Here is a 12,392-nt window from a genome sequence, read left to right as displayed (position 1 = left end):
CGGAAGGACAGCACCATGACGATGACGCTGCGCTGCGTGACGGCGTTAGCAGCGGTGACGACGGCGGTCGTCTGCGCGCTGTCGGTCGCCCCCGTCGCTACTGCCTACCCCGGTGACCCGATGCCTGGGTGCGAGAACGGGGGTTTTCTCAATACGGTCATGATCTGCGACGGCCCGATTCGTCCCGACGGTACTTGGCAGCGCTGCGCAAGTTGGCAGCCGACCTACAACCCGGGTTATGGCGGGGGTTTCTACGCACCGGGCGGCCAGCAATGCAGGGTTATTGATCTTGGCAGTATCCCGCCACTGAGTCCGGACCATCACATCGACAAATGAGCCATGGCCCAAATAAGCCCGGACCGCTGATGACCAACGACAAGAGGCCCGTCGTGTGTTCGCATTGTGCAGCGAGGCTCACGATCCCAGCCGAGAGCACGCGGAAACAGTTCACGTGCCCCAAGTGCAGTGAACGGACGACCATCCAGCTCGGGGTCGCACTCGCGAAGAACACGGCAACCGACGATTCCAACAGCGCGTCGGACGACCATTCCGCTCAATGGAAATTGGTCGGGAAGATTCTCGCAGGAGTTCTTGGTGTCGCTCTCGCGGCCGTCGGCACCTACGCCTTGGTGGCTGGCTGCTCAGACAGTCAACCATCGAAACCGGGAAACACTACGACTACAGCCATAAGCGTCACCGGAACGGCAGGTGCAACGACAACGGTTGTGCCGACGAGTTCAATGACAACCGCTCAAGCATCGCCTGAGGATAGGGAGGTTTGTGGCTCACCTAACGGACTTGAGGACCGCGGTGAAGGTTTTTACAAGACGTATCGACACCTCTTGCTTGCCGGAGGTGACATGAACATCAGCCCGCTCACTCTTAGCGGACAGCTACGCACGCTTTCAACGGTCGGTGCACCCTCCGGGCAAACAGACGGTTCAAAAGCTATCGATGCAGCGAGTCCCGATGTGCGACTGGCGTTGAACAAACTTGCCCGCGATTCAAGTGAACTTGCCGACCACTATGCGGCTATCGCCAATGGACTGCCTCTTTCGGGACCTGACCGGCAACTCTCGCCGCTGGTCACCTCGTTCACCGAGGCTCTGGCCGCCTGCTTCCACGCTGGGTTCAGACCTAGCTGGTTTGATCCCAACGAGTTGACCGGGCGCTGACGCGATATGCCTGACTCCCGACCATCACATCGAAAAATGAGCCATGCCCAAGAAAGCCCGAACCGCTGATGACCAACGAAACTATTCGACTCCATAGAACTCCATAGAAATAGCGATTCAAGTATTTACCGACACATGAGAGGCGACATCAATGAACGCGAAGACCAGCAACACAATCCGGACGGGCAAGATCGTGCTCGCGATACTGGCCGCCACACTGTTCCCACTGGGATGCGCTTCGGCCACGCAGGGACCTCAGACTTGTCCCGCAGGGGATGGTGGCATCTACTGCCGCTCCTGACGATGACGCAATCGGGTTGGCATGGCTACCCCGGAGTCACAGCGTTCATCGCGCTGGTTAGGTCGACGATATCTGTTCCGCGTCGGAAGGCTTCGCATTCCGAGCTACGCGGTCATGTTGTACGTGGGCTTTGCGGTCGGGGTTGTATGCGGTGCGTACGTGTCGGGCCTCGATCACAAGCGCTTCGCGGTATCCGCTCTCATCCTCCTCGTGTGTGCTCTGATCGGCTCCCGCATCTGGTACCTCGTTGGGCACCCGGAAGTTCTTGCCGACCGCGCCGGCATACAAGAGATCGGCGCCGGACTTTACGGCGGCGTGGCGCTGAGCTTCGCGGTCTGTTGGCCGGTGCTGCGCCTCATGGGTTTGGAGTTCTGGCGATTCCTCGACGGTGCGGCCATCGTCTTTTTGGTCGGGCTGGCCGCCACCCGCATCGGTTGCCTGATCAACGGCTGCTGTTCCGGACGGGAGACGCGTGGGCCGCTGGGCTTGTGGCTGCCGGATCACCGCGGCGAATGGAAGCGCCGCTATCCCACACAGCTCTTCGAGGCCGGTTGGTTGGCACTGATTTTGGCTGTCGGACTGTCGTCGCACGGGACGTCCGGTCGTCCGGGATTGTTGTTTTTCGGCTCCGCCGCTGCCTACGGAATCTGTCGTCTCGGTCTGGAGCCGCTCCGCGCGGACGCCGCTGCCGCCGCGCTGTCGACACGTATCAACATGGCGTTTTCGGCGATTTTGGCGGTGGCATCAATCGCTGCGTTTGCACTGAAATTGCGGTAACACGCCGGCACGAGAGGCCGGTCCGCCTCCTGGCCTACACGGAGGCCTGCCACGTACCCGGTAACTATTCGCCGGGCGGGCAACAGTGCCGGGTCATCTGAGGTGAGCCCGTCGTAGTGGTCCAGTCGTTGTGCGGCTCTGTTGCCCGAGTGTTTGGGCAGGAAGAATCGACAGCGACATGGCATCGAACAAGCGCCGGCGGCATACGCCGGATCAGATCATCCGCAAGCTCGCAGAGGGCAACAAGCTCCTCGGTGCCGGCCAGGAATTGGGCGAGGTGTGCCGGCACCTGGAGGTGGCCGAATCGACATGGCATCGCTGGCTTGCCCAGTACGGCGGGATGAAGGCCAACGAGGCGAAGCGGCTCAAAGAGCTTGAGGCCGAGAACGCCCGGCTTAAGAAGTTGGTTGCTAACCAGGCCTTGGACATCGACATGCTCAAGGATCTCTCGGCGGGAAACTTCTGACCCCGAACCGCAAGCGCCGCGCCGTCACGGCGTTGCGTGAGCGGTTCGGGGTATCGCAACGCCGAGCCTGCACCGTGGTGGGTATCCACCGGTCCACGATGCGTCTGGTGCCGCCTTTGATCACCGCCGAGGAGGCCGAGTTGCGTGCCTGGCTGCGCCGGTTCTCCACTGACCGGCCACGGTGGGGGTGGAGACGGGCTGCCAAGATAGCGCGCCGAGGGGGCTGGTGCGTCAACAACAAGCGCATTCGCCGGCTGTGGCGTGAGGAGGGCCTGCGGGTGCCCCAGCGGCGCAAGAAGAAGCGCCTGACGGGTATCGGTGTCGCCGTGGGTGCGATGTCACCGATTCGTCCGAATGTCATCTGGGCGATGGACTTTCAATTCGACACCACCGCCGACGGTCGCACGTTGAAGATGTTGAACGTGATCGACGAGTTCACCCGCAAGGCACTGGCGATCGAGGTCGACCGCAACATCGATGCCGACGGTGTCGTCGATGTCTTGGATCGCCTGGCGCGCCAGCACGGCGCGCCGCATTACGTGCGCTTCGACAACGGTCCTGAGTTCGTGGCGCACGCCGTGCATGACTGGTGCCGATTCAACAGTGCCGGTTCACTTTTCATCGATCCAGGCTCGCCATGGCAGAACGCTTGGGTCGAGTCGTTCAACGGCCGATTACGTGATGAACTGCTCAACTCATGGCGCTTCGACTCGCTGCTGGAAGCCCGCGTAATCATTGAAGACTGGCGCCGCGACTATAACGCCAACCGACCCCACTCCGCCCACGGAGAACTTACCCCCACCGAGTTCGCCCTACAGTGGGCCACGACCCACCAACCCCAAGCCGCATAGCGACGGGACCATCAAGGGGTTCTCCTCAGTGGCCAAAGACTTGGCGTTGATCGCGGTAATACCGGCGCGTGTGGATGCGGTGTCGACGTAAAGGAAGGGGCTGCCTTCCTCGGTGTCGGGCCGCCCCGCGGGGAAGGTCTGCGCCGGGCAAAACCAGGGCGATTCAGCGTTACACCCTAGAGATTCGTTGAGCCGCGCAATCGAGTCCCGCACGCAGCACTGGGCGCGCAGCCAGCGGATCTGGCCAGCCTCGGTGCCACCCGGCACGGCTTAGATCTTTAGAGGCGTCGCGGCTAAACGGCAACCGAGGGCGTCGCCGAGTGGCGCCTCACCAGCGACCGAAACGCAATCCCCTAATGGACAGGCCGGCACGCGCAATTACCCGTTGATGGCCGGTGGGAGCAAACCACTGCGGCCGGTGCCCGCTGCTGGGTTCTCGGCCCGAATAGCACGATGGCTCAGTTCTGAGCGGTGAACTGCTCGATTCACCATTATCTGGTTCGTAGTTCGCGCCGGGCCAGTACAGCTGCGATTGCGTGCTTGAGGCCGCGCCGGGGTTGAGTGGTCGTGGCGCTGGCCGGGTTAGAGATTTCGCTCTTGCCGAACATGCGCTCACTGCGAGTTTCCGGGGCGTTGTCACTTGTGTTGCGCAGGTAGCGGTCGGGCAGTGACAGTTTGGCGATGGTGCGCCATGTTTTACCGTATTGCTGCAGGAACGGACCCGTGGTGTAAGGCAAGTCGTAGTCGTTGCAGACTTGGCCTGATTCGGGTTGAGATTTCGTGCAGCCGGTTGCTGGGTAAGTCCGGGTAGAGATGGTGCTCGATCTGATGACAGAGATTGCCGCTCATGAATCGCAGCACCGGTCCGCCCTCGAAGTTGGCGCTGCCCAGCATCTGCCGTAGATACCATTGACCTTTTGTTTCGTCGCGCATGTCGGTTTTCGTGAATTTTTCTGCTCCGTCTGGGAAATGCCCACAGAAGATCACGGCGTTGGCCCAGACGTTACGAAGAATATTGGCGAACACGTTCGCTTTCAGGGTCGATGCGTAGGTCGCGGCGGGTGAGAGCGAAGTGAGCGCGGGGAACACGATGTAGTCCTTGGTCACCTGCTTGCTAACCTTGGCTGACCATTCGCGTATCTGTTGCAGGGTGATGTCGCGTTCACGGCCGGGTTTAACGATTTTTTCGAAATCGATGGACTGGGTGCCGATTCCCCATTCGAACCCGAGCGCGAGGATGGTGCTGAATAGCAGGTTGCCGATGTTGAACCACTGCCAGGGTTGGTCCCGAGTCACGCGCAGGATGTGATAGCCCACGTCGTCGTCAACACCGACGATGTTGGTGTACTTGTGATGTTCAAAGTTGTGCGAGCGAATCCAATGCTTCGACGCCGCAGTCATGTCCCATTCCCACGTCGCAGAGTGGATCTCGGGATCGTTCATCCAATCCCATTGGCCGTGCATCACATTGTGACCGATTTCCATGTTCTCGATGATTTTGGCCAGCGCCAAGGTTGTTGTCCCGGCCGACCAGGCCCAGCGTTTCGAGCTGCCCGTCAACAGCAGACGGCCGGCCACTTCAAGGACACGCTGCGCGTAGATGGTGCGTCGGATATAGCGCGCGTCCTGCTCGCCGCGGGAATTCTCGATGTCGCACCGGATAGCGTCAAGCTCTGCCGCCAGCCTGTCGAGATCGGTGTCGGCCAAATGGGCGAAAGCCTGAATATCGGTGATGGCCACTAGATTCTCCTTACCTACTCAGACCCAGTCGTCGCTGGAATCTGCTGACTGTCGGTAATCGCTTCGATCGGGCAATGTAGGTGATTGGTTCGAAAATCGCTCAGCCGGGTCGCCTGCGTGAAGCCGGTCCCTCGCAAACCCCGATTAGGCAGTTGCTGCACCATAAAGAAGTCACGTGCCCGACGGAGCGAGTGATGCGCGACTGGGGAAGTGCTAGATAAGGTCCGCTGCCGATATATTTGGCTCAGAGGGTCCGACAGACCCGTCCGTTCGATGGTTTTAGTTCTGTCGCGTTTAGCCGTCGTTTTCGATCATGTCTCGTAGCAGGTCTTCTATGGTGCCCGCGTTGTCACGGGCTGCGGCTGAGTTCATGGCGTCGTGGGCGGAGTCGTGAGCCGTTTCTGGTGGAATGACGAGCAGGATGAGTTTGGGGCCGTTGGTTCCGATGACCTGGATTGTGTCGAGTGGCTGCCCGGTGTATCCGCTGAGCTGAACTGTTCTGCCGCCGAGCTGAACCTGGTTCGGTGTTTTCGCCCAGTCACTGAGGTTGTAGATGACTCGTTCGATCGGTCCGAGCCGGACCGTGAGGACCGCCAGCAGATTGGAGAGTTCCTCGGCGAGGATGTCGCTGTGCGGCCACCAGGCTCCGTCGACATATCCGGTGGTGGGGGCCTTGGGTTTGAGACGCAAGCGCGGTCTGGGGTGCGGTGTTGTTGACGGTTGCCTGCATTGCCGCATGTAGGTCGCGGTCATCGCGGGTTGTGGTGTAGTAGTTCGACGATGGTTGACGCATCATCTGGGGTCGCGGCGGACATCATGGCGTGGTGCGCGCGGGATGAATCGGCGTCACTGGGCACCACCAGCAGGTAGATCTTGCTGCGGTTGAGGCCGATGATTTCGAGGGTGTCAACGGGTTGTCGGGTGTATCCGTCGAGTCGTATCACCACGCCACCTGTTGAAAATTTCGGCGGTGTTTTCGTCCATTCGTTGAGGTTGTAGATGACCCGTCCGATGGCGCCGAGTCGCACCGAGAGCACCGCTAACAGGTCGGGGAGTTCGTTGACGAGTTCATGGCTGCGGGGCCACCAGGCCCCATCGACGTATCCGGTGGCGGGAGCCTTGGGTTTAAGACGCAGCCGCGGGGCGGGGTGTGAATCTGAACGGGTTGAGCCGTGATCCTGCAATAGCGTCACGCGACGCTCCTGTCTTGGCCGCGAATCGACCAGAAATTTCAAAAGCGACGACTCAACTCAAAATGGCTGGTGCGAAATATCGCTGATAACACCGACCCTACACCCATTTTTGGAATCATGGCCACTCGCAGCTTTTCCCCGAACCCTTAGACCACGAACCGCGCCGTGATCAGCGCACGGTGTAGCGTCGATCCAGGGCCGTCCGTCACGCACCTGCGATCGCGTTCCTTGCTGATGCGGCACAACAATTTGTCGGTCTCAACGGGTGAGGAATCGCTGATGGTCTCCGAAAAGTTCACCCGCGAGGTGGGCGCAGAACTCGACGTCACGATCATCGAGCCCACCACACTGGAATTCCAGATCGCGGTCGCACCGCACCCGAAAACCCGGTTCTCCGAACACTTGTCGTTCAAATTAGACGGAGAACCGGTACATCCGGTCGAGATCAGCGGCATGCACGGCAACCGCATCCACAAACTTGCGGCCCCGGCCGGCGAGTTGGCCGTCGATTACGCCGCGACGATCGTGGGACGCACCGACCCGGCGCCGGTCACCGAGCATGACCTGTCCATGTATCTACGCCCGAGTCGCTACGCGGAGGCCGACAAGTTATACGGTTTCGCTGCAACCGAATTCGGCAGTTATGTGGATTCGACAACACTATTGGAGCGGGTGTCGCTGTGGGTCGGCACCCGGCTGAAGTATGTGCCCGGCTCCAGCGATCCCATCGATGGCGCCGTGGAGACACTGCTCGCCGGCGCTGGGGTCTGCCGTGACTTCGCGCATCTCGTCGTGGCGTTACTTCGAGCGGTGAAAGTGCCCGCCCGAGCGGTGTCGGTGTATGCGCCGGGTCTGTACCCGATGGACTTTCACGCCGTCGCCGAGGCATTTGTCAACGGCAGGTGGCAGGTTGTCGACGGAACATTGCTGGCCCCCCGCCAAGCCTTAGTACGCATCGCCACCGGCCGAGACGCCGCCGACATCGCCTTCCTCGACAACCACCGCGGCGCCATCGCACTCAACAAAATGGCGGTGACAGCAATCGTCGACGGTGACCTCCCCATCGACTCCATCGACCAACTCGTCGCAATCAGCTAAGCAGCCACGCCCAACACCGGCGCGGCAGCTATCAACACCGACCTGCCCACCCCGCCCACGGCCAACTCACCCAACAACTAGCTCTACAGTGGACCACGACCCACCAACCCCAAGCCGCACAGCGACTGGACCATCAAACGGGTCCTCCTCACATCGACCAGGGCAGCATCCCCGCCGCTGACCCCCGACCATCACATCGAAAAATGAGTCATGCCCAAGAAAGCCCGGACAGCTGATGACCGACGACACAAGGTCTGTCGTGTGTTCGCATTGTGCAGCGAGGCTTACTATTTCAGCCGACAGCACGCGTAAACAGTTCAACTGCTCCAGGTGCGGTGAACGGATGACCATCCAGCACGGAGCCGCGCTCGCGAAGAACACGACAACCGACCATTCCGCGCAACTGAATGAACTGAAACAGATCAAGATCGCCTTAGGGATTATCGTGGTGACTCTCGGTTTGGCGCTCATGTTCGTCGGTATCTACGGAGCGTCGGGTGGTTGCTCGCACCCCCGACAGCCCACACCGAATCAGGTGGTGCCTAGCAATCCCCTGGAACCGTGGAGAGGCTAGGGCAGGCGTACCGAATCGCCATCAGCCGCAGAATCTTACGCCTCAACTATTTCGTCTGCGTGACGAACTCAAGTCGAACCTGTTGCGCCTCATAAGGCGATTCCGCTTGTGGGACACCGGTGTTGACTTTCGATCATCCGGGCTCCTCCGGTGGCACTTTCCGGCATTGTGCCCGATAGTCATATGAACCAACGAACGCAAGCGCCAACAGAGGTCGGAGTATTCATGCCGCGCAACACAAAGCCACAGCCGAATGATGGAGTGTCGCAGTCGCAATCGCAATTGGCCTCGGCAACAAGCGAATGAAATGACCCCGGCGAAATGGGCGAGATCTTTCAATTTCATCGCGAAATCATCGTCAGCGGTGACGACGCGCTGTCGAAGACGATCGCCGAGGAGCTAAGAGGCGCTGGCGCGCGGATCATCAAGATCACCACTGCCGCCGATCTCCTCGGCGCCGGGATACATCGCGCCCGCGCCGTCGTCTGCGCTGGGCCCAACGACGCAGTAAATCTCGAAATTGCATTATTGGCAAGGGAATTCAGTCCTGACGTCAGAGTCGTGGCGCGCCTGGCCAACGATGTGCTGCGCGGAGCGGTAGCCGCCGTCAACGGCCCCGGCGCCATCCTCGACGTCGCCGACCTCGCAACCCCATCCATCGTCGAGGCGGTTCTGTCGCGTAACGCGCACCAGTTCGAAACGGCAGGAATCGAATTCGTTGTCTGGGGATCCGAGGCCCCGTATGACGCGACTTTGCGCGAGATCTACGCCGACCTGGCACCGGTGGTGGTAGTCCATGGCAAGAACTCACCTAACCCCGGCGAGGTTGTCCCATGTCCGGGACGGGATCAGCGGGTCTACACCGGCGACTGGACCTCGATGATCGGCGTCAAAGACGAATTGGAAGCCCGCGGGATCCGCGTGCCTCCTCCGACCACGACCCGCTCTCGCCACTCCAGGGTGCGCCGCGCCATCGATGCCGCGCGCGCCATGCGAGACGACGTGAACCCAATGCTGTTGCCCTCATTGGCATTTGCGCTACTTCTCACACTCGGTGCGACGGTCGTGGTGCGCTTCAACTACCACAACCCCCGTATGTCATGGATCGACGCCCTGTACTTTGCCTCCGAGACGATCACCACCGTGGGCTATGGCGATTTCAGCTTCGCCCAACAATCCACGTCGCTGCGACTGTTCGCCGTCGGGTTGATGTTCGGCGGCGTGACCGTCACCGCCATCCTCGTCGCATTCCTTGCGGACCTGCTGCTGTCGCGCCGCTTCGTCCAAACGGCCGGACTCTTACGGGCACGCCATATGCGCAATCACGTCGTCGTTGTTGGACTGGGCTCGATCGGCGTCCGCGTCGTCAGCGATCTGACCGCTGCCGGATACGACGTCCTCGTCATCGAGCCCGACGAGAACAACCGCTTCCTGTCGACCGTGGCCGAACTCGATGTGCCGGTGATTTTCGGCGATCCGACCATGCGCCAGACCCTGGAATCGGCGCACGTCGATCGCGCCCGCGGTGTGGCGGTGGTGGCCCAGGACGACATGGAGAACATCGAGACCGGGATCGTCTTGCTGGAGATCTTGGGACCCGACACCAAGGTGCCGATCGTCATGCGCGTTCAAGGCCGCGCGCTGAGCACCGCGGTGAATCGGCGGTTCGGTTTCGAAAACGTGCGGTCGATCGTCGACCTGGCCGCTCCCTGGTTCATCGGCGCGGCGATGGGTCTGCAAGTGCTGGGAACGTTTTGGGTCGGGCAGCGCTCTTTCATGGTCGGCGGAATGCTCGTGGCGGCGGGCAGCGAGCTCGATGGACTGCGAATGATGGAACTGTCCACCCAGACGCGCGTCATCGCGATCACTCGACCGGAAGGGCCGATCAGGCTGCGGCCCCGTCGTGACGCCCGATTGAAAGCCGGTGACACCGTCTACCTCATCGGCCCCTACCGCGAGCTGATCGCGACGCTGCGCAAGGGCCAGCCTCCACCGCAGACCACGATCAACGGTGAGCGGGCGTTGACACTTGCGGCCGCGCGATCGGCGCGCAGGCCGGAGGTACGCCCACCGCGATGGGCGCCGGACCCGGAGGCTTAACGGAACGGAAAACCCACCACCGTCCAGCGGCTGCGATGATGTTGGCAACGGTGTCGGCGATCGCCGTCCTCGTTTGTGCGGTGGGCAGAACGGAGCATGAATGTCTGATCCCCAACCCTCGGTTAATCGCGGAGCGCGAACCGCCGAGGATGACAGCTATGTGATGAATTCAGTCGAGACGGATGTCGAAATCGAAAACGCTCGGCTGCGCAACTTGCAACAAGCCAGTGATTCGTCCACTATCAGTCATCTTGATGCCATCGGGGTCGGCTCGGGATGGCGCTGTCTGGAGGTCGGGGCGGGTGCAGGTTCGATCGCTAGCTGGCTTGGGGCCCGGGTGGGCCCGACGGGATCAGTGTTGGCCACTGACGTCAACGTCGACCGTCTGGGCAATCTCCCCGGCAATGTCGAGGTGCGTCAACATGACATCAGACACGAGGAATTGGAGCCAGCGGCCTATGACCTCGTGCACTGTCGTTTCGTCCTTATGCATCTCGCGGACCCCGTTGCTGCACTGAAAAAGATGACAGCGTCCCTCGCGCCCGGCGGCTGGCTCGTTGTGGAAGAAGGCGACTTGGGGCTCGTCGAATTCGCCGGTGCCGCAGAGTCTGCCCGAGCAACGGAAGTCCTGCACACGCTGCATGAGCAGTGGGTAGCCGCGGGCATCGTCAACAGTTTCTTCGGCCGGCAGCTGCCTGGGCTGGTACTTGCCCTCGGCCTGGAATCGTTCGGCGTTGACGTCTCTACGGCCACCGGGGAGCCCGGTCAACCTGCTTACGAGGCGATGCGCCTGGGCTGGCCCAACCTTCGAGCCGGATTCGCAGCGACCGGCACCAGCGAGGACGACCTACGCTGCATCGACATCGCCGCCGCCGATTCCACCTTCCTCGTCGGCATCACCACCGTCGCTGTCTGGGGCCGGCTGCCGGTCGCGCAGAGTTCCTCACGTTGACGCTGGGCGAACCCCCGGCTTTGGCGAAGCGACAGAGGTCGAGCCGTACTGGGGGCAATAAGCCTGGATGGCAGCTCCGGTGAAGTAGGCGGCATTATTCGTTGGCCAGTTGGTGGCGTTGGTGACCTTGGCGATCAGATCTGCGTTGCTGGTGTTGGGATTGTCGCTGAGGGTGCCGCAGACGACGGTCTTCGCGACCTGGATTGCCTTCTCGGGTGCGCCGTAATTCATGCCGGAGGTGCTCAGGTTGGCTATGAATGCGTCATCTGTAGCGTCCGCATAGGCCGGCGCGGCCAATCCTATGGCTCCTATGGCGACGACCATCAGCGCCAGGGCTCTTAGCATCATGCATCCTCCTTAGCCAACGTAGCGGCGCTCACGTGCGATGGGCCGGTTGAACGCTCGGCGAGCTTCTGCATAGCCCACTGGTTCACGGACACGCCCTGCTCGGCCGCCTCGATGGTAAGTCGCCGATGTAGTTCGGGTGATGTGCGTACAAATACCTTCCCGCTGTATCGACGGTCAGCGAGAGGCGCCGGCGGTATTTCCCCACTTTCGCGCATATCGTCGACGACACCCTCGACTAAATCGCGAATACCGCGCATAGCCTCAAGGGGGTTGGGGTCAAGCCACGACAACGACGGGAATTCGGCCACTAGGCCCACCCACTCGTCGTCCTCGGGCGACCACTCAACGCGGTACGTGTAGTGCAGATCGCTCACTTTTTCTCACCCCTTATTTTCTCTAGCTTGTCGATTGCCGATAACACCTGTTTGACCTGGTAAGGCTTGGCCCTTTTGTCGCGGCCAGTTTGGATATTGACCCGTGGGTTGTTTAGCCACGGCATCTTGAAGATGGCGACATGGCTACCGCTCCCTTTGCGAGGTCCACCGAAATATTCAACACATACGGCGTGCAGATCTTTGGGGTTGACGTTGGTTTGGTTCTCGCGCATTTCCGCCACGAGCTTGGCCAGCCGACAGGGATCCACCCTCCAACATGCTAACGTATGTGTTAGCACTAGTCGACCAGCAATGGCCGGATAAGCCGGTCCCACACTCCACACCCCAAACCCCACACCCCAAACGCGTAGCGGCGGGCGCGACCTCGCCACCCTGGCCAGGCGGGCGATTAGTGGTCCCGGTACCCGACGCTCCGCTACACC

At 61.1% G+C, this 12,392-nt stretch carries 13 protein-coding genes and 1 pseudogene; 8 read left to right on the top strand and 6 right to left on the bottom strand.

Annotated elements, in window-relative coordinates:
- The first annotated feature begins 15 nt into the window (after positions 1-15).
- From G6N25_RS22070 to G6N25_RS22055, 4 genes are all read left to right on the top strand, one after another.
- Positions 16-336 carry a CDGP domain-containing protein gene (locus G6N25_RS22070; protein ID WP_232065885.1) on the top strand — a complete coding sequence of 107 codons (321 nt, stop codon included), beginning with the start codon at positions 16-18 and terminating at the stop codon, positions 334-336.
- 524 nt (positions 337-860) lie between these two features.
- Positions 861-1,175: a hypothetical protein gene (locus tag G6N25_RS22065; RefSeq protein ID WP_142272625.1), complete on the top strand. Its 315-nt coding sequence runs from the start codon at positions 861-863 to the stop codon at positions 1,173-1,175.
- Positions 1,176-1,497: 322 nt separating this feature from the next.
- Positions 1,498-2,253 (top strand): prolipoprotein diacylglyceryl transferase, encoded by a 756-nt coding sequence (locus tag G6N25_RS22060; RefSeq protein WP_083074048.1) that lies wholly within the window; start codon positions 1,498-1,500, stop codon positions 2,251-2,253.
- 178 nt (positions 2,254-2,431) lie between these two features.
- Positions 2,432-3,570, top strand: a protein-coding gene (locus G6N25_RS22055) for an IS3 family transposase (protein WP_142272626.1) whose coding sequence is annotated in 2 segments (ribosomal slippage) — positions 2,432-2,702 and positions 2,702-3,570 — 1,140 coding nt in all. Because the reading frame shifts where the segments join, the coding sequence is not laid out codon by codon here.
- Positions 3,571-4,061: 491 nt separating this feature from the next.
- Here the strand turns inward: G6N25_RS22055 and G6N25_RS22050 are convergent.
- From G6N25_RS22050 to G6N25_RS22040, 3 genes and pseudogenes are all read right to left on the bottom strand, one after another.
- A pseudogene (locus G6N25_RS22050) lies at positions 4,062-5,310 on the bottom strand (fatty acid desaturase family protein).
- Positions 5,311-5,604: 294 nt separating this feature from the next.
- The gene (locus tag G6N25_RS22045) at positions 5,605-6,063 is read right to left on the bottom strand and encodes a DUF5994 family protein (RefSeq protein ID WP_083074049.1); all 459 of its coding nucleotides are present in this window, start codon (positions 6,061-6,063) and stop codon (positions 5,605-5,607) included.
- Positions 6,060-6,503 (bottom strand): DUF5994 family protein, encoded by a 444-nt coding sequence (locus G6N25_RS22040; RefSeq protein WP_083074050.1) that lies wholly within the window; start codon positions 6,501-6,503, stop codon positions 6,060-6,062. Before G6N25_RS22040 ends, G6N25_RS22045 begins: the two co-directional genes overlap by 4 nt.
- A gap of 279 nt (positions 6,504-6,782) precedes the next feature.
- Here G6N25_RS22040 and G6N25_RS22035 point away from each other — a divergent pair, with 279 nt between their 5' ends.
- The 4 genes from G6N25_RS22035 (at position 6,783) to G6N25_RS22020 (ending at position 11,227) form a co-directional block, all read left to right on the top strand.
- The gene (locus tag G6N25_RS22035) at positions 6,783-7,601 is read left to right on the top strand and encodes a transglutaminase-like domain-containing protein (protein ID WP_179961688.1); all 819 of its coding nucleotides are present in this window, start codon (positions 6,783-6,785) and stop codon (positions 7,599-7,601) included.
- Positions 7,602-7,944: 343 nt separating this feature from the next.
- Positions 7,945-8,175: a hypothetical protein gene (locus tag G6N25_RS22030; RefSeq protein WP_142272627.1), complete on the top strand. Its 231-nt coding sequence runs from the start codon at positions 7,945-7,947 to the stop codon at positions 8,173-8,175.
- 321 nt (positions 8,176-8,496) lie between these two features.
- Positions 8,497-10,275, top strand: a complete 1,779-nt coding sequence (locus G6N25_RS22025; RefSeq protein WP_083074051.1) for an NAD-binding protein — start codon at positions 8,497-8,499, stop codon at positions 10,273-10,275.
- Between the two features lie 100 nt (positions 10,276-10,375).
- Positions 10,376-11,227, top strand: coding sequence for a class I SAM-dependent methyltransferase (locus G6N25_RS22020; protein WP_083074052.1), 852 nt, complete (start codon positions 10,376-10,378; stop codon positions 11,225-11,227).
- On the opposite strand, the gene G6N25_RS22015 is transcribed toward G6N25_RS22020, so the two are convergent.
- Genes G6N25_RS22015 through G6N25_RS22005 form a run of 3 tightly spaced genes read right to left on the bottom strand, consistent with a single transcriptional unit; the run spans position 11,219 to position 12,218 of the window.
- Positions 11,219-11,575, bottom strand: coding sequence for a DUF732 domain-containing protein (locus G6N25_RS22015; protein WP_083074053.1), 357 nt, complete (start codon positions 11,573-11,575; stop codon positions 11,219-11,221). The genes G6N25_RS22020 and G6N25_RS22015 overlap by 9 nt on opposite strands.
- Positions 11,572-11,949 (bottom strand): type II toxin-antitoxin system HicB family antitoxin, encoded by a 378-nt coding sequence (locus tag G6N25_RS22010; RefSeq protein WP_083074054.1) that lies wholly within the window; start codon positions 11,947-11,949, stop codon positions 11,572-11,574. Before G6N25_RS22010 ends, G6N25_RS22015 begins: the two co-directional genes overlap by 4 nt.
- Positions 11,946-12,218 (bottom strand): toxin HicA, encoded by a 273-nt coding sequence (locus G6N25_RS22005; protein WP_232065883.1) that lies wholly within the window; start codon positions 12,216-12,218, stop codon positions 11,946-11,948. The genes G6N25_RS22010 and G6N25_RS22005 overlap by 4 nt, the downstream gene beginning before the upstream one ends.
- Positions 12,219-12,392 lie beyond the last annotated feature (174 nt).

The organism is Mycobacterium heidelbergense (assembly GCF_010730745.1).
In the GTDB taxonomy this organism is placed as follows: domain Bacteria; phylum Actinomycetota; class Actinomycetes; order Mycobacteriales; family Mycobacteriaceae; genus Mycobacterium; species Mycobacterium heidelbergense.
This window is presented reverse-complemented; position numbering and strand designations above follow the sequence as displayed.

What these genes read in the sequence shown, in the direction of transcription:
- G6N25_RS22070 (WP_232065885.1), top strand. Translation starts at nt 16, where the DNA reads ATGACGATGACGCTGCGCTGCGTGACGGCGTTAGCAGCGGTGACGACG.
- G6N25_RS22065 (WP_142272625.1), top strand. Translation starts at nt 861, where the DNA reads ATGAACATCAGCCCGCTCACTCTTAGCGGACAGCTACGCACGCTTTCA.
- G6N25_RS22060 (WP_083074048.1), top strand. Translation starts at nt 1,498, where the DNA reads ATGGCTACCCCGGAGTCACAGCGTTCATCGCGCTGGTTAGGTCGACGA.
- G6N25_RS22045 (WP_083074049.1), bottom strand. Translation starts at nt 6,063, where the DNA reads ATGACCGCGACCTACATGCGGCAATGCAGGCAACCGTCAACAACACCG.
- G6N25_RS22035 (WP_179961688.1), top strand. Translation starts at nt 6,783, where the DNA reads ATGGTCTCCGAAAAGTTCACCCGCGAGGTGGGCGCAGAACTCGACGTC.
- G6N25_RS22030 (WP_142272627.1), top strand. Translation starts at nt 7,945, where the DNA reads ATGACCATCCAGCACGGAGCCGCGCTCGCGAAGAACACGACAACCGAC.
- G6N25_RS22025 (WP_083074051.1), top strand. Translation starts at nt 8,497, where the DNA reads ATGGGCGAGATCTTTCAATTTCATCGCGAAATCATCGTCAGCGGTGAC.
- G6N25_RS22020 (WP_083074052.1), top strand. Translation starts at nt 10,376, where the DNA reads ATGTCTGATCCCCAACCCTCGGTTAATCGCGGAGCGCGAACCGCCGAG.
- G6N25_RS22015 (WP_083074053.1), bottom strand. Translation starts at nt 11,575, where the DNA reads ATGATGCTAAGAGCCCTGGCGCTGATGGTCGTCGCCATAGGAGCCATA.